Source organism: Prodigiosinella aquatilis, from assembly GCA_030388725.1.
In the GTDB taxonomy this organism is placed as follows: Bacteria; Pseudomonadota; Gammaproteobacteria; order Enterobacterales; family Enterobacteriaceae; genus Prodigiosinella; species Prodigiosinella aquatilis.
Map to the genome: position 1 here is coordinate 891920 of CP128857.1, position 16607 is coordinate 908526.

The 16607-nt window shown below is 45.6% G+C and carries 18 protein-coding genes and 2 pseudogenes; 11 read left to right on the forward strand and 9 right to left on the reverse strand.

Going from position 1 to position 16607, the window contains the following annotated elements; all coding sequences use genetic code 11:
• Positions 1-16: 16 nt before the first annotated feature.
• Entirely contained in the window at positions 17-1318 is a 1302-nt protein-coding gene (locus PCO85_04235; protein ID WJV54662.1) for an FAD-binding oxidoreductase, read from the reverse strand.
• A 233-nt stretch (positions 1319-1551) separates the two neighbouring features.
• On the opposite strand from PCO85_04235, the gene PCO85_04240 reads away from it, so the two are divergent.
• From PCO85_04240 to PCO85_04280, 9 genes are all read left to right on the forward strand, one after another.
• Entirely contained in the window at positions 1552-2394 is an 843-nt protein-coding gene (locus tag PCO85_04240; protein WJV54663.1) for an AraC family transcriptional regulator, read from the forward strand.
• Positions 2395-2534: 140 nt separating this feature from the next.
• Positions 2535-2669 carry a hypothetical protein gene (locus PCO85_04245; protein ID WJV54664.1) on the forward strand — a complete coding sequence of 45 codons (135 nt, stop codon included), beginning with the start codon at positions 2535-2537 and terminating at the stop codon, positions 2667-2669.
• Between the two features lie 64 nt (positions 2670-2733).
• On the forward strand, positions 2734-3327 hold the full coding sequence (locus PCO85_04250) for an undecaprenyl-diphosphatase (GenBank protein WJV54665.1): 594 nt from the start codon (positions 2734-2736) through the stop codon (positions 3325-3327).
• 24 nt (positions 3328-3351) lie between these two features.
• Complete coding sequence (locus PCO85_04255) at positions 3352-4017, forward strand: DedA family protein (protein WJV54666.1); 666 nt, start codon at positions 3352-3354, stop codon at positions 4015-4017.
• Between the two features lie 92 nt (positions 4018-4109).
• Positions 4110-4772: a response regulator gene (locus PCO85_04260; GenBank protein WJV54667.1), complete on the forward strand. Its 663-nt coding sequence runs from the start codon at positions 4110-4112 to the stop codon at positions 4770-4772.
• The gene (locus PCO85_04265; GenBank protein WJV54668.1) at positions 4769-6115 is read left to right on the forward strand and encodes an ATP-binding protein; all 1347 of its coding nucleotides are present in this window, start codon (positions 4769-4771) and stop codon (positions 6113-6115) included. Before PCO85_04260 ends, PCO85_04265 begins: the two co-directional genes overlap by 4 nt.
• A 107-nt stretch (positions 6116-6222) precedes the next feature.
• A complete protein-coding gene (locus PCO85_04270) occupies positions 6223-6786 on the forward strand; it encodes a methyltransferase domain-containing protein (GenBank protein ID WJV54669.1) in 564 nt (187 codons plus the stop codon).
• A gap of 690 nt (positions 6787-7476) precedes the next feature.
• Positions 7477-9084: a methyl-accepting chemotaxis protein gene (locus PCO85_04275; protein ID WJV54670.1), complete on the forward strand. Its 1608-nt coding sequence runs from the start codon at positions 7477-7479 to the stop codon at positions 9082-9084.
• Between the two features lie 9 nt (positions 9085-9093).
• Complete coding sequence (locus PCO85_04280) at positions 9094-10107, forward strand: substrate-binding domain-containing protein (GenBank protein ID WJV54671.1); 1014 nt, start codon at positions 9094-9096, stop codon at positions 10105-10107.
• A gap of 53 nt (positions 10108-10160) precedes the next feature.
• Here PCO85_04280 and PCO85_04285 read toward each other — a convergent pair.
• The 8 genes and pseudogenes from PCO85_04285 to PCO85_04320 all read right to left on the reverse strand — a co-directional run bounded on the left by PCO85_04285 (position 10161) and on the right by PCO85_04320 (position 15743).
• A pseudogene (locus PCO85_04285) lies at positions 10161-10226 on the reverse strand (hypothetical protein).
• 217 nt (positions 10227-10443) lie between these two features.
• Positions 10444-10542, reverse strand: coding sequence for an IS66 family insertion sequence element accessory protein TnpB (gene tnpB / locus PCO85_04290; protein WJV54672.1), 99 nt, complete (start codon positions 10540-10542; stop codon positions 10444-10446).
• Positions 10536-10838 carry a hypothetical protein gene (locus PCO85_04295; protein WJV54673.1) on the reverse strand — a complete coding sequence of 101 codons (303 nt, stop codon included), beginning with the start codon at positions 10836-10838 and terminating at the stop codon, positions 10536-10538. The genes tnpB and PCO85_04295 overlap by 7 nt, the downstream gene beginning before the upstream one ends.
• A 270-nt stretch (positions 10839-11108) precedes the next feature.
• Positions 11109-11789 carry an RNA ligase family protein gene (locus PCO85_04300; GenBank protein ID WJV54674.1) on the reverse strand — a complete coding sequence of 227 codons (681 nt, stop codon included), beginning with the start codon at positions 11787-11789 and terminating at the stop codon, positions 11109-11111.
• On the reverse strand, positions 11782-12324 hold the full coding sequence (locus PCO85_04305; protein ID WJV54675.1) for a hypothetical protein: 543 nt from the start codon (positions 12322-12324) through the stop codon (positions 11782-11784). The genes PCO85_04300 and PCO85_04305 overlap by 8 nt, the downstream gene beginning before the upstream one ends.
• Complete coding sequence (locus PCO85_04310; GenBank protein WJV54676.1) at positions 12321-13709, reverse strand: DUF3696 domain-containing protein; 1389 nt, start codon at positions 13707-13709, stop codon at positions 12321-12323. The genes PCO85_04305 and PCO85_04310 overlap by 4 nt, the downstream gene beginning before the upstream one ends.
• A gap of 38 nt (positions 13710-13747) precedes the next feature.
• Positions 13748-14171: pseudogene (locus PCO85_04315) on the reverse strand (tyrosine-type recombinase/integrase).
• 1326 nt (positions 14172-15497) lie between these two features.
• Positions 15498-15743, reverse strand: coding sequence for a helix-turn-helix transcriptional regulator (locus tag PCO85_04320; GenBank protein ID WJV54677.1), 246 nt, complete (start codon positions 15741-15743; stop codon positions 15498-15500).
• A gap of 156 nt (positions 15744-15899) precedes the next feature.
• Here PCO85_04320 and PCO85_04325 point away from each other — a divergent pair, with 156 nt between their 5' ends.
• Complete coding sequence (locus tag PCO85_04325; protein WJV54678.1) at positions 15900-16181, forward strand: helix-turn-helix transcriptional regulator; 282 nt, start codon at positions 15900-15902, stop codon at positions 16179-16181.
• Positions 16182-16289: 108 nt separating this feature from the next.
• Positions 16290-16556: a helix-turn-helix transcriptional regulator gene (locus tag PCO85_04330; GenBank protein WJV54679.1), complete on the forward strand. Its 267-nt coding sequence runs from the start codon at positions 16290-16292 to the stop codon at positions 16554-16556.
• Positions 16557-16607 lie beyond the last annotated feature (51 nt).

Below are 16607 nucleotides of genomic sequence, written 5' to 3' on the forward strand. Positions count from 1 at the left end.
TACGACGATCGGAAGCCTAGCGGCGTCCCTTCCAGTACCCCGAGGTCTGGTGCAAAGCCTTTCCCAAGGTACAAAGCAATGAACGGAAGTTATCTTTGCCGTAAATGGTCTGGCGTGGTATCGAACTGATTAATCGGTAGCGTTCACTTCCACCGAGAATGCCTTCGGCGAGGATTTTGCAAATAATCTGGCTGGGAGTGACACCAAACCCACAATATCCCTGGACAAAGAACGCATTGTCTTTATCGCGCAGGGTGCCGATCTGCGGGAACAGGTTTCGAGTGCTGGCCATCGGCCCGCCCCAGGCCAAATCGATTTTCACCTGGTCGAGATAAGGGAAAATATTCAGCATCCGTTTACGGTTCCACTCCTTTAGATCTTTCGGAATGTAATCAAGAAGCGGCGTGGCGGCGCCGAATAACAAACGGTTCTCTTTGGTCACCCGGTAATAGTCAATTACCGGCCGGATATCGCTGTAAGCGCCGCGAATCGGGCTAATCCGGTTAATCAATTCATCTGATAGTGGTTCAGTCATTAACTGAAACGCATAAGTGTTTATGGTGGTGGGGTGTAATTCAGGCTCCAGTTTATTAAGGAAACTGTCGCAGGCCCATACCAGTTTGTTCGCTGTAACGGTGCCTTTGGCGGTGCGCACACGGATTTTTTTGCCGTAAGTGACCTCAACGACCGGACTGTGCTCAAAAATCTTTACGCCATAGATTTCGCTTAATGCTTTGGCTTCACCCAGCAGCAAATTCAGAGAATGGACGTGACCTCCGCCCATATGCAGAAGTCCGGCATGATAGGTGTCGGAGCCGATAATATCTTTTAGTCCATCGCCTTCGACGTAACGGATTTCATCGCCACTACCGAGAGATTTAAATAATTTTTCCCATTCGCGCAGGGTCTTTGCCTGGCGTTGGTTAAAACCGAGGTAGGCGTAACCGCTGTGGAAGTCGGCATCAATCTGGTAGCGCTCAATACGCTCGCGCATAATTTTCGGGCCCAGTTCGCTGAGCTCGATAATGGTTTTCACCCCTTCTTCGCCAACATCTTTTTTAATCGCATCGAGATCATGGCCGATACCAGCCATCACTTGTCCACCATTGCGTCCGCTACCGCCAAAACCGAGGTAGCGCGCTTCCAGCACCACTGTGTCGGTGACCCCTTGTTCTGCCAGCTCTAACGCGGTATGGATACCTGAAAATCCGCCGCCAATAATCACTACGTCGACATCAACATCCTGTTCTATTTGCGGGAAGTTGAGGTGGTACTTTTTTGTGGCGGTGTAATAGGTCGCGGTTTCATCTATATGCATGGCAGCATTCCAGGTTGAGGTAAATTGTCGCTGCCATTAGTAACCCAGCGTCTGGTGGATGTATTGGATATTTGCGACATCGCTTCTTGGTACGGAAATTGTTAATAATTTGTGATGGTTTGTGGTGATTTGTGATGGGATGCATGGAAAGGGTATGTCATTTAAATAAAATGGCATACGGTTTGCTTTGGCTAAAATATGTGCGTCACGTTTGTGAACATCAGGAAGCCATTATGTTATCTTTATTTCATCGCGTATCTGATCATGATGTCCGCCCTGAGCAGCCCTATTTTGTGGTCAGTGCCAGCCAGCGCTACTATGCGCGAGATATGAGCAATATAAGTAATACGGGCCTGTCACACTTCTACAGCTTTCAGGTGGCGGAAACTGCCGCCTTGACGCTGGCTGTCCCGGATGGTTGTACCGATATTCTGTTTGATTGCCACAATACTCATCCTCTGGCGCGAGTTTGCGGCACGACACTTAAAGCAAAGTCGGTGGAGCTTAAACGTGGACACCACTATTTTGGTGTGCGTTTTATGCCAGGCGTGATGCCGGATTCTCTTGATCTTACAGCAAAAGATCTGCCTGACCGGGAATTTAACTTGCTTGATGTGGCACCGGATGCAAGGGAAACCTTCGAAAAAATTATTGGAAGCACTCATTTTGAGCAACAGATCGCGCTCTTTCGTGATCGATTCGCGCCAAACTGTATGCGCAGGCCATCCCTGGTAACCCAGTTCATTATTCAGTCCATTCAGCAGAAAAAAGGCAATATTCGTCTTGATGAGCTAGAGAGAACAACTGGTTATACTAGCCGTAGTATTCAGCGCTTGTTTCGACAAGATACCGGGATGACCCCTAAATATTTCTGCCGCATCATGCGTTTCCAGTCAGCAATTAATGCCATCAATTGTGCCAGAGAAGGATCATTTTCCACGTTGGCACTGGATTTGGGTTATAGCGATCAGTCCCATTTTTTGCGCGAGTTCAAACAATTAATAAATGCCACCCCCGGCGATTATCAGCGCCATATCACCCGGGACGGCTACACTCATCGTATTCATTTCTGTTAGTACGCGAAGATGATGGTCCGGCAGACATCTACTCACTCTGTTTGCTGTTTCTTTGCGGATGCGACTTACCCAACGTGGGGCAGTGAGACGACTTTGACAGGATGTCCACGTTTCTATCGGAATTGATCCGGCGAGGCCTGATGAGCCTGCATGTGTATCTGGCGGCGAGTGTCTGTGCCTATAAGGATCACTTCCCGGTGGTTTCCGGCCCGCTACGCAATTTCATCGAGTGCGAACGGGTAACACTGTGGGTTCAATTGGTTTATCTCGTTTAAGCATATCTTAAGGTAATGTCGCGATAATCGGTTCAACGTAAACTGAACGGATATGCACTGCACTATGCTTGAAACACTAAATCGTACCTGGTTTTTGTCTATTAATGCTCAACCCGGTACCCCTGAAGGGATCATCACCTTTGCACGATTTTGCGCCAACGGTACGATTTTTTTTATTCCAGTGCTACTACTTTGGCTATGGTTCTTTACTGGGGAAACAGGGCGTCGGCAGGCTTTGTTTTGTGCATTGACTATTGAGATTGCTTTAGGTCTTGGTGCCCTGAGTGGATTATTTTATTTCCATCCTCGCCCTTTTATGATCTCACTCGGCTATACCTGGATTCACCATACACCAGATAATTCCTTCCCCAGTGATCATGCAACCTTGCTTATCAGTGCAGGTTTATCATTATTCATGTCTCGCGCAAGGATGACCGGCAGTATTGTTATGACTCTGGCGCTGTTTGCTGCCTGGGCTCGGGTATTTCTAGGTGTACATTTCCCACTGGATATGGTCGGCGCTGCCGTTGTTTCGGTACTGGCGTATGGGATTGCATTTACATTGTGGAAATGGTGGGGAGACGTGTTGACAACATTATGCGAGGCCATCAGCGCAAAACTTTTCTTTTGGCTCCCAAAAAGATTTACACCGCAATGATACTTTTCTCGCGGGGAGAATCTTATGAGTGAGACACTGAATCATATTCTGCATGCCCTGCTGGCTAATGATGTTACAGCATTAAGCCATCCAGGGATGATGTGGGGTATCAGTATCATACTGTTTATTGCCATACTTCTGGAAAATGGTTTTTTACCATTGTCATTTTTACCCGGCGATACTCTTTTAATACTCTCTGGTGCACTGATATCCAGAGGTGTACTTCCTTTCTTTCCGACATTCCCGTTACTTGTTATCGCCTCGGCAATGGGTTACTGGCTGAGTTATCTGCAAGGAAAATGGTTGCACAGTATGCCGCGGGTACAGGGGTGGTTAGCATATAGTCCATCCCGATATCATCAGCGGGCACATACCTTGTTCAGCCGATATGGATTACCTGCATTGCTGTTTGGTCGATTTCTGGGATTTGTCAGAACGCTGCTCCCTCTACTCGCCGGAATGTCCACATTAAGCCATTCTCGTTTCCAGCTATATAATTGGCTAGGTGCACTGGTATGGGTTTATATCATGACCAAACTTGGGGGCATGATTACCGCTATCCCGAAACTACCCCATCACAGTAATTTGATTATGGAAATACTCATCATCTTACCGGGTGTTTTTCTGGTTGCCGGCGTGGCTACCGCTGCTCTTCTGGTCTGGCGCAAACGGAGGCAGATCAATAAATAGTCAGGAGAGAACCAATAGCAGCAGACCCTTTTCGCGATGAGCATCTGGTTGAGCATTAGCGGTTTCGCTCAATAAAGAAGGATAGACAACGTATGCGATTACTTCTGGTAGAAGATGATCCTATGGTGGGTAAAGGGTTACAACAGGGTCTGAAAAAGAGTGGCTACACAGTAGACTGGGTTCAAGACGGCAGAGCAGCCGTCCTGGCATTGGAAACAACCCCTTATGCACTCTTGCTGCTTGACCTTGGACTGCCAAAGCAGGATGGAATGTCAGTGCTCAAAACGCTACGGCTTCATAACGAAGTGCTCCCTGCGATCATCATTACCGCCCGAGATGCGTTGAGTGACAGGGTCAATGGGCTCAATAACGGCGCTGACGATTACATTGTGAAGCCGTTCGCTCTGGAGGAGCTGCTAGCACGTATTAATGCGGTATGTCGTCGCCAGTCAGGCAGGGCAAAGACCGAACTGGTTGTAGGCGCGATAAGACTTGATCCCGTGCGTCATCTGATATGGTTTCATGATCAGCAAGTCAGTTTATCCGTCAGAGAATTTGCGATCTTACATGAACTGATGCGTGAACCTTATGCGGTCTTGTCTCGCGAGCAGTTGGAAGATCGCCTGTATGGGTGGGGGGAGGAGTTAAGCAGCAATGTGATCGAAGTGCATATTTCCAATCTGCGTAAAAGGCTCAGCCCTGAGGTGATCCGCACCATACGTGGAGTGGGTTATCGCATTGGTGAAGGAAAATGAAAGTCTGGATTCGTCGGCTCCATCTGTGGTTCATGAAATCCCTTCGCCGTCGGTTGCTGTTATGGTTACTCCCGGCAACATTTTTTGCCGGTGTGTTGGCTAGTATTGGTACGTACTGGGGCGCTTCCAGCGAGCTAAATGATCTGCTGAATGATCAAATGCGCTACATTGCAGAACACACCAGCATCTCCGGAGATGCGCAAGTTGCTTTCCTTAGCAAAGTAAAACATAAGAAAAAAGTTGATGAAGACAAAGTCCTGCTACAGGTATGGAGCCAGGGCAAAATGGTGTTTTCAACGGCCCCTTCATTGACACCTCCTGCCCCAAAGGGTGAAGGGTTGCAGAATATCGTTTTTCTGGGACAAACATGGCATACCTTTGTTGAGCGTCGAGGCAACCAGGTCATTCGCGTAGCCCAGGCACAGAACGCACGATGGGAAGCCTTGGCGGGTTTGTCGATTCACCTGTTCTGGCCGGTTCTCTCATTGCTTCCATTATTAGCACTGTTTTTGTGGTTTGGTATTAGCTATGGGTTAAAACCCTTGGGGAAAATCGGAGAGGAACTGGGTAGACGCGATGTCAACAGCCTGACACCGATTGTTCCCGAGTCATTGCCGGAAGAGGTTGAGCCACTGGTATACAGGATTAATGACCTGTTACAACGGCTGGACCAGGCCTTTACTATGCAGAAAAATTTTATCGCCGATGCTGCTCATGAATTGCGGACACCGGCAATGGCAATAGGTATTCAGAATCAACTGGCGCAGCAAGCTGGTAACGAACAGGAACGCCAGCTGGCTTTGGCTGAACTTCAGAATGGCGTTGAGCGATTTTCTCACCTTGTACAACAGTTATTGGCCCTGGCAAGGCTTGAACCCGATGCTCTGGCATCGCAGTGTTCCGTTGATTTGCTATCACTGTGCCGGACTGTAATTATTGAAAACTTACTGAGTTCCGAAACCAAGGCAATAGATCTTGGGCTAATTACCGATGAGAAAATTACCGTAACGGGGGATCCTGAGGCTTTGCATATTTTGCTCAGTAATCTGGTCAGCAATGCGCTCCGTTACACGCCTCAGCATGGTCAAGTCGACTTTGCTGTTTATCGGGATGCGGGGGCGGTTGTGCTGTCCGTCTGCGATACTGGTCCGGGTATTCCGAAAAATGAGCGAGCACTAGTGCTTGAGCGATTTTATCGTGCTCATAATCAGGACATCGCAGGAAGTGGGCTGGGATTATCCATAGTAAAGCGCATTGCTGAATGTCACCGTGCAAGCGTATTACTCGGCTCAGGAGTGGGAGGTCAGGGACTCTGTGTGCAAATACGTTTCCCCTTTCAGTGACTGGCTCTTTACCTGACCAGGATATAAATCAAATATAGCTTTAAGGAAACGTTAAGAAATTGGCAGTAGGCTTGGTGTATGACAAAAAACCGTGGAAAGGAAAATGTATGTTGGCGACTACTTTTAACCTGATGCGTTCTAAAGCACACTTTGTTCACCAGTTCATTAAACATCCTCGCAGCGTGGGCAGTTTGACCCCATCTTCTGTCACTCTGTGTAATACCATGGCTGAGGGCGCCAACTGGTCTTCTGCTATGGCTATCGCTGAATTAGGTGCTGGAGATGGCGTCTTGACTCGCATTTTGCTGTCTCGTATGCAGCCACAGGCCAGACTGGATGCGTTTGAAATCAGTCCCTCTCTGTTGGTAAAGTTGCGAACGATTGATGATCCCCGTTTGAAAGTCCGTCCTTGTTCCGCTGAGTATCTTGCTGGGAAATATGACGTGATTTTTTCCGGCCTGCCATTGCTGTCGCTCCCGGTGAGCGTCCGTGATGCTGTTCTCACCGCCGTTCGGGAGTCACTTGCTCCTGATGGCGTTTTTATTCAGTTTCAATACACGTCGCTGACCCAGCAGGACCTATCCCGTTACTTTATCTGGGAGCGCACGCGTGTTTTAAAAAATATACCTCCCGCCTGGGTTTATCGTTGCATGCTTAACTATCGGGGTTAACTAGAAGATGAGGCGTGTCACTAATACTGAGGTGATATTCACTGTATTTGTTACGGGCTCATTGCCAGACGAAACTCTCGTCTGATCAACGCTCGTGCGGACTCGGGATAAAACTTTCCGTAGTACATTACCCATCACCCATTGCCTGGGTGATATTCATACTACGTAATGTTTCTCCCATCTGTTTGAGCGCTTTCCTGCTGATACCGGGATTAAATCCACTGAATTAAGCATATTACCAACAGAACTTGTTACTGCCCATCGTCATGTATGGTAATGATTCCCAACTTATTGATTGATGATAGTAATACTTTTTTGCATCGGTTCTGATGGCAAGTGTTGATGTTATCTGTCTTGCCGGTGGTCCAGTCGATACAGACAGTTAAAAAACGTTCCTCCGCCCAGCATTACTACAAATAGTTCGACCTCATCACATTGTTTAACTCGCTATCCATACATTGTGGTTATAGCCATCAAGTTTTTCTCCTGCGCGCCGTTAATTCACTTATAGAGCTTTCATCGTCCGAGACGGTCAGCCTGGCTATCCTTTAAGCGATTTTCATCCCCGATTATTCAATCAGGGAACTTTAGCCAAAATAAAACCAAGTATTTGATTTTTTAAGATTTATTACAATCATTTTACGGTAATTGATTTACCTTTTTAAACCGCAATACTTGGGAGTGAAATTCATGCAATTTAAAAATGCAACAGTACGTACCCAGCTTACTCTGGGGTTTGGGATTTTAGTTGCCATTGTCCTGGTTGTCGCCATCCTTTCGGTGGATTCCCTGAGCAAAGCTAACGACAGATTCAAGACCCATGTCCAGCAAGTCTCTGCGCGTGAGTCTTTGGTCAATTTGATCCTTAGCGGCGTCAAAGACAGTTCACTGAATATTTATGGGCTGGTGCTGGTCAGTGAGGCCGCTGATATCGAAGCGGGTAAAAAACAGGTTACAGCCGCTGAAGAGAGAACAGCCGCAGCGATAGCCCAGCTACAAGCAGCAATTGCACAACACTCTGATGTAACAGACAAAGATCGCAATTTTGTGGCGGCGATATTCAAAGCTGAAGAGGCTTATCAGCCCATTGCTCAACACATTGTAGAACTGGCGCTTGATGAGAAAAAGGCCGAAGCGATTGACCGTATGAACCGTGAACTACGGCCTCAATTAATTACCTTACTGAATATTGCCGATCAATATCTGAAGTACAGTAAACAACAAGCCAAAGAGAGCCTGGATACCGCTCAACGTGCTTATCAGCAAACCCGCTTGATTTTTATTATTATCAGCCTGGTTGCTTTGAGTCTGGCGGTTATTTTAGGGTGGATTATTATCCGTGCTCTGGTTCGCGCTCTGGGAGAAGAGCCGGCAGTTTTAGGTCAAGTGGTACAGCGTATTGCCAGTGGCGATCTCAGTCAGGTTAAAGGGGCAAAAACCGCGCCACAGGGAAGCGTGCTGGCAGCGATTGGAGAGATGCAGGAGAAACTGTATCAGTTAGTCAGCCAGGTCGCTGTTTCTGCGGAAAGTATCGTCACCGCTTCAACCGAAATTACCATGGGTAATGAGGATCTGAGCCGTCGTACTGAAGCACAGGCCTCCTCACTAGAACAGACCTCTGCCAGCATGGAGCAACTGACTGCCACCGTTAAACACAATGCTGACAATGCACACCAGGGTAATCTAATGGCAAATGACGCTTCACAAGTGGCGCAACGTGGTGGCAACGTTGTTGAGCGCGTCGTTAGCACTATGCATGAGATTGCCAGCAGTTCAGGCAAAGTCACTCAAATCATTAATGTGATTGAAAGCATCGCCTTCCAAACTAACATTTTGGCGCTTAACGCTGCCGTTGAAGCAGCGCGTGCCGGTGAGCAAGGCCGTGGTTTTGCCGTGGTCGCTGGCGAAGTGCGTACCCTGGCACAACGCAGTGCTACTGCCGCGAAAGAAATTAAAGATCTGATCGGCGAGTCTGTCGACCGGGTTAATATCGGTTCCAAGCTGGTTGATGAGGCTGGCAGTACCATGCAAGAAGTGGTTAACGCGGTTAAAGGTGTCAATAGCCTGATGGCTGAAATTACCCTGGCTTCGAGCGAACAGCACACCGGAATTGATCAAGTTAACAAAGCGGTAGTGCAGATGGACGAGGCCACGCAGCAAAATGCCGCTCTGGTTGAACAGAGTGCCGCCGCCGCCGAAAGCTTAAAGCAGCAGGCGCATATATTATTGCAGGGGATTTCTGAGTTTGATATCTCCCGTGCAGGAAATCTCAACGGCACGACAATTGCGATTCGCTAAGGTATTTTAATGAAAATTTTCTGCGCTTTTGCCGTGGCGGCGGCAATGTTGAGTCCATCAGTATTTGCCAGCAGCAATGCTAATATCACCATCGGTTTAATTACTAAAACAGATACCAACCCATTCTTTTTGAAAATGAAAGAAGGAGCCATGCTTGGCGCGACAGTTCACGGTGTGAAACTGCTAACCGCTGCGGGTAAAGAAGATCAAGATTACGCTTCGCAGATCATTGCGATTCAATCCATGGTGGCTGCTGGGGCCACCACCCTGCTTATCACCCCAAGTGATGCTAAAGCTGTTGTGCCAGCCCTTGAGCAGGCGCGAGCACAAGGTGTACAGATCATTGCGCTCGATTCACCGACGGATCCCACCAGTGCTGTTGATGCACTATTTGCCACAGACAACTATAAAGCTGGCGAATTGATTGGCCAATATGCTCAGGCGGCCATGCCCTTAACCTTTCCTGGTCAACCATTAAAGATAGCCATGCTGGATTTATCGGCTGGGCATTTAGTGGGGGCAAGGCGACACAACGGCTTTATGAAGGGTTTAGGATTACAAGCAGCGGGAGCCGACTCCAGTGAATTGTCTGGCGCACCTGAGATCTTGTGCTCAGGTTATACACAGGGGGCGGAAAAACAAGGACATGATGTCATGGCTGACTGTCTGAAAGCGCATCCTGATATTAATCTTGTCTATACTGTTAATGAACCGGCCGCAGCCGGTGCTTATCAAGCACTACAGGAGGCTGGTAAAGAAAAAAGTGCCATGATTTTATCTGTTGATGGCGGATGTGCTGGCGTAAATAACGTACGTGAAGGAAAGATTGCCGCCACGGCGCAGCAATATCCCTTAACTATGGCCGCGATGGGGGTTGATGCAGCCGTTGCTTATGCCAAACACGGCAAGAAAGCTTCTGGATATGTTGACACCGGCGTAACGCTTATTGCTGACAAACCGATGCCTGGTCTGCCAAGCAAAGATACCCAGGCTGGGCTTAATGCCTGTTTTGGTGCCAAATAATTGCGCTGGGCATCGGCCAGAGTGATTTCGGGATAAGGGCCAAAAGTAAGTTTTGCGCGTTTTTGGATGAAAGGGCGAAAATAGCGGTATTGCCAGACTTTCTTACCGTTGGTTTGGATCAGCAGTTGCAGGCCATCACCATTATGTAGCGTGTAATTACTTCTTTAGGCTTGGCGGTTTTTATCTCTGTATCGGTGAGCGGTTTTGTCAGACGAGCCATAGGTGCCTCTATGATTTAGGTACCCGATAGTTAGGTACCTAGCGGCTGGGTACTGTCCATTCCCCGTTATCTGAGGCACTCCTGATTAGAGTTTTCTAACTGCCCCTCTGGCAGGGTTAGTGCAGGTGGTCGGTAATATATTGTGTCAGGGTATCAATCCCCTGACGCATATCGACGGGCTCGCGCGCCAGCCAGATATGCTGCGGCGTTAGCATAGGGGCAAGGCCTGCATCACGGCCCGCAACTGAGCGGGAAGGCACCTGACCGAACAGCCGTTGGGGAGGTTGAGCGTCACGGTGTCGGCGTCATTATTCTCAGGCAGAACCCGGCGAGCTGGAATGAAGGCGGCGGGAACGGTCACGGTAGCGTCATTGAGATGATGTTTGAGCCAATAATAAAAGGTGGCGGGGTTCAAATCGTGTTGTTGACAATAGTGCTGTTTGGTTAATCCACTCTGTTGCCAGGCATCGAGATGCTGTTGCCGCTCACTGTGAGAATACCGTTTTGCCATATTTCACCTCCGATTCGTTGTATTGAATGAGGGAAGCATGTGGCAGCAGAGTTTTGTTAACAATACGAGTTCGCCGGACGCTTACGATTTAACGGCGTTTACGTAGTCACAGTGGGCAGTCAGGGGACACTGCGTGAGTCGGGGTTTAGGTATGATAAAATTTACTAAGAGGGACGTGTTTTTTATTTTTCGTTGATCAGAAAGTTATTAATCATAACTATGATGATTTTGGTGATTAATTTTTATAAAGTCAGAATGAATTTTAAATCGTTAATTATTTTCTATAATATTTTTAATTATTTTTTTTGATGCCCAATGCTCTTCAATATTTTGAGTAAAGTCAGGTCTTACAAGCTTAGCTCGACGAATTAAAGTGTCTTCATTTTCTAATCTTATATATATACCTTCTGAAGTGTTGCTCGAATAATTGGATTTTTGTATCTTATTGATTATTTCATTTATTGTGAAAACACCTTTATCAATAAATGGTGCGCTGGAAATACCCATTGATATTAATAAGGTGTTTCTTCTTTTTGTTGAAAGGAATTCATTATTTATTTTATCATAAATATCAAAGGCGATATAAAAATCTGGTAGCTTTGTATAAAAGATGGAATGTTTTGCATAACACCATTCGCCAAATAAAATATATTTGTCTTCAATTACATCAAAAATGCTATCAAGTTTTTTGTCAAGCCAATTGTTTAATTCTATCCATTGTCCTGAAAATGGCTTGTTGAGATAATTTCCTCGATTTTGTAGCAGCAATTTGCCATCCTTATCAAAAGAAATACCAAGGTTAGCACCATCAATTTTTTCTTCGAGTACTACTTCATTTTGCAAAAATTCTTTTACCTCGAAGCTTGAAAATGCTTTATCTTTTCGGAAATTGAAATTATGCCCCGCAATTAAATGAAGGGTTTGCGGGAATTTAATAAAATTATCACTCATTACCAAATTTTCTATCGTAAGTTTCTTGTATGTATTTTTCATCTAAGAATATTACTCTTACCCTAACTTCATTTAATGCTTCTTTCCACCCCCACCATTTACAATCAGTTGCTTCATATATTGGGGGAGTGTCGTCATGAGTAACTGAAACAGCAATAAACTTACGGTCAGAAATATCAAAGTCTTTTAGGCCTTTATGCTCAGGAAATTCCGTATATGAATCCCCATTCTTGGTGATAGTAACCAGATCTTTTTTTGGGAAAGACCATTGATTATCATGCACCCATTTCATAAATTTATCGCCAACACCCGGTTGCCCCTTCATTTTGAGTTGTCCTCGATATTCATTGAATATTTCGCCAGCATAATCAAGAACTAATCCATTTTTCTCTTTAACTATTGATTCTATTAATTCTACGCAATTAAGGGCACATTGAAGTAAGTCTTCTGGAGTGGTGCTAAGTGACGATGCAAGATTTGCAGTTTTAGGTACGTTCGTATCAACTAAGAATTTTTTTGGTAATTGCTTTTTCATTTATTTTTAACCTGTGAAATACGTTTTTTTATCGCAGCCTTTGATTGAGCCGTAATATCGCTCATTTCATCACCAAAAAAATCATTAGGCCAATTACTAATATTTCCAAAAACATCTATTTGTAGCGGTTCTAATTTTGAAGGAGTGACGGAGACATTGGCAAAATATGCTGAAACCATCTGGCTATCAATAACATCTTCAGCGATTCTTCGTTGTAACCTTCTTAAAAAATGCTCAGAGTGTGTTTCAATAATAACTTGTATTTCTCTATCTTCTCCATTTTCACGTGATTTTATAACATCAATCATCACATCTGCTAAAGTTGATTGTGCTAGAGGGTGAAGATGTATTTCAGGCTGTTCCATTAAAATTATTGAACCTTTAGGCGCATAAAAACATTGTACTAAAACAGGTAAGACTTGTGAAATACCGAATCCAACGTCAGGTAGATCGACCCAATACTGTGATCCCCGAGTACGAACTTTTACTTCATATTCTTGACGGTGTTCAGATATGGGCTCTACACGGAATGCGTCAATAAGTCCCATTTGCTTAAGCTTTGATGCGATAATTTCCTCAAATGGTTTTGTCGTTTTTTTATAGCCAAGACTTATTTTTCTTTTTCTTGCAGCCAGAATAGCTGCTATTGTACTTTCGCCTTGATATCCAACACTTTCAGGCTCAATTCCTGCCCAAGAATACAACCTTTCAGGCTTTATACGGAGAGGGCCTAAATAACAAAGAGAGCGGAATAATTTTTCGTGTCTTAGATTTAACTCTTGTACAAAATCTGCATTTTGATAATAAGCTACAACTTCTTCTGGAAATCCGTAAAAGCGCACTGCTGCTTTTATAGACCAAACTCGGCCCTTCTGTCTTACTAAGTTATAATTTTCTGTCTCAACCTTAAAATCACCTTTCCCATTTTCGTTAACTTTCAAACCAATTGAAAAAGATAAGTCAGCTTTATTATATACTTTATATTCAAAACTATTTAAATTTAACGTATTTGAGGCTTCATTAAAGATAATATTTGATTTAAAACAAATATTATCTCCGTTAAATATACTTCCGCTGATGGGGTCTTTTGTTTTTAATATATCAGTTAAATTCCACTGATATTCGAAATCTATACAATTTTTTATATCCCTTTGGAAAACCATTTCATGATATGAGCCTAATTGCACGGCTGTGGATTTTCCGCCAGGATAAAGTGCAGTTTTGCGGTCAGGTGATTCAACCGTTTGTTTTAACATCATCAATAATTGGCCAATACTGGATTTACCTGAGCTGTTAGCACCAAAAAATAAAGTAATCGGGGCCATTCGGATGTTACCTGTATCTTTCCATGCTTTGAAGTTTCTTATTCTTAATTTTTGAAACACTTAGTACCTCCATGCGTTAAAATATACTAATTGTCTAATTATTTCATTAGGCATGCTTTTGTTCGTCCGCCCCACCATTCCATTAAAATCCTTCTCTGTTCGATATATATGGAACTATTATAAGCTTCTCTAACTTCATTTTTGCCACTGTGTGCTAATACAACCGCAATCACATACGCATTAAACTCAACCTCATTCATAGCAGTACTGGCGATAGATCGCAAGCCATGCGCAACCAATTTTCCGCCATAACCGATGGGCTTTAACGCAGTGTTAGCCGTTTGGCTGCTCATCGGTTTCTTCGGATTATTGCGGCTTGGGAAAACAAGCTCACGATTACCACTTATAGACTGTGTAGTGTCTCTAGCGCCTATATAGACAATTGAACGATGTGATCTCGCTTTGCTTTCATCCTTTTCGCCATTCCTTGCTCTCAATATCGATCTCAGCCCACGCCGTTGCCAATACCTCTGTAAGAACACCCGTTTTAGTTCCATGCACTTTTTGATATTTCCGGGTTTTTGATCTCTTTCCCCAAATCAATGCCAGTTCGGTATCTTTCTGTTGCAGAATTTCCAGCACCGCCTAATAGCGCTCCGGAGTAATCGTTTTCGCGTGCCGTCATGGATTATACCACTCAGACCTAACGCCTTGTTGCTCACACACGAATAGGTAACACGATGGGCTGGAGGTCGACCACACCGGTTGGTCTGTGCGTTGCTTTAACGGTCGTGGCAACATGGGAATCTATAGATTACAGAAAGCGTGCTTGAGAAATGTTGCTGTCGGTTGCATTTTCATTTAGCGATGTCGGTAAATTCGCCAGACTCCGGCAATCTCAATAACGTATTGAGGAAAGGTCGGGATATTTAAATCATCATACCTTCGTTGGGTATTCTCGGCACATTTAATTGGCGCATTCTTTTGGCACAAGGGGGCGCCGGGAGTATTCGCCAAGAAGATCTAAAAACTACAGGTAGCGTAAAGACCATTCTCCGGAATTGCACTTTCCAACGCCAACGGTAATTATCCAAACAATAGATCATTAATTATCGAAGCCCCAATGAAGTGACCATATCACTTAAAATTACGCTACCTCATCTGGCTGCTACTTGCCCCATCACGTCGCCCCATGTTCTCGCTTCATGGTATGGGGTGAATGGATGAGGCGAGAACATGGGGCGAAAGAGCGTGGCTGCTTTACGACCATGTGCCGGAAGGTATACCTTCCAGCCCGGACGGCATGCGCCAGTTCATGCGGGCTGGACGCCCTTATTCCCTGGCTCATAGGGGTAATGTCGCGGCTGGACGCCACGCCAAAACCCCCAGGGTCAACGGCGGCACACCGTCACGCGCTACGCGCGATCGGCTTGTGGCCGGAGACTTAGCGGCGACGGTGTGCGGGGTAAGCCCCCCCACAAAAACCGGCATTCTGGGGAATGCCTTTTTGCTCGCTGGGGCGGCAAAATTTTTGCGGCTCCCCCCCCGGCTTGCTCGGTTCACTTGGGGTGAACGCTCGCCAGTGGGTTCGGGCGACGCAAATTAACAATTTCTGCGAAATTGAATTGACTCGCCTCACGCCACTTTTTAATCCATGCTAGGCGCATGAATTAAAAAGCCTAAATTCGTTACGTTCTGTGCCGGACCCGCCCAAATACTGCGTAGTTTTTTCTGTGTAGGGGTGATTGTATTTACTATGAGGTGAGTTCTTTCATTACATATAACAAAGAGCCTGCCGTAGTGTTATATGCAACATAACGGCAGGGTAATATTCTCGATTGTTATCCGCTAATCTGAGATTCCATTTCGGTATTGCCTGTGCTGCCCATTGTTATAACGTGAAGGCCAGATCTCTTCGGGGCGTTTATGCAAGGCTTCGGCGATTAAACGTTCTCCTTTAGGCCAATGTCGCGTCAACGCATTCGCCAGAGTGGACGATGCGAGTCCCGCCTCTCTGGAAACCGCAGCCATTGTTGTACCTCTTTTCCTTAAACCAGCGATGATATCTGCCGGATGCCAGTCTTGTTTAATCATCGGAAGTTACCCACAGTTATGACTTATAGATAGAGCCAGAGAAGAATCCTTTTCTGGTTCAGACATGTGCTTACTTCTTCTTTAGGAACTCTAAAGATAATGAATCTTAATGAATGCTAAAGATGCTGTCAACTTAGTCATCAGTGGCAGATCCCTATGATCCCTGAACGTCTTAAAAATGCGAGGCTACGGGCTAATCTGACGCAAGAGCAGCTTGGCGTATTGGCTGGCATTGGCGAAGAGACGGCCTATTCTCGTCTCTCACAGTATGAGAGTGGAACGCATACGCCCTCGTTTAAAACGGTTTGTGCTTTTGCGCATGCATTGAACGTGCCGGAGAGCTATTTCTACACGGTGGACGATGACTTTGCCGAGGCGCTTCTGAAGCTGTATGCCGGTAATACTGTCCAGTGGCAACGCACACCAAATGGCAGATAAAGGGCAAACGGGCACGAAGTTCGCAACCATCTTTATAAACTCTAAAGAAAATTCATATTGAGGAATGCTAAAGATTACCGCAATACATCAACTGCTGGTAATAACTGAATGATTCCTAAGCGTTTGAAGGCAGCCAGATTAAGAGCGAATCTCACGCAGGAGAAGCTTGGTGTACTGGCTGGTATCGAAGAGGCGACGGCCTATTCGCGTCTGTCTCATTATGAAAATGGCACGCATAAACCCACGTTTGAACTAGTCTGCGAATTTGCCCGTGTGCTCAATGTACCGGAGTGCTACTTTTACATTGTTGACGATGAGTTTGCGGAAGATGTACTGAATTTGTACCTTGATCGAGCCCGCCGCAAAGAAAAATAGCACGTCTCCGATTTCACACAATCACTTGCTTATGGTGTGAAATCGGAGAAA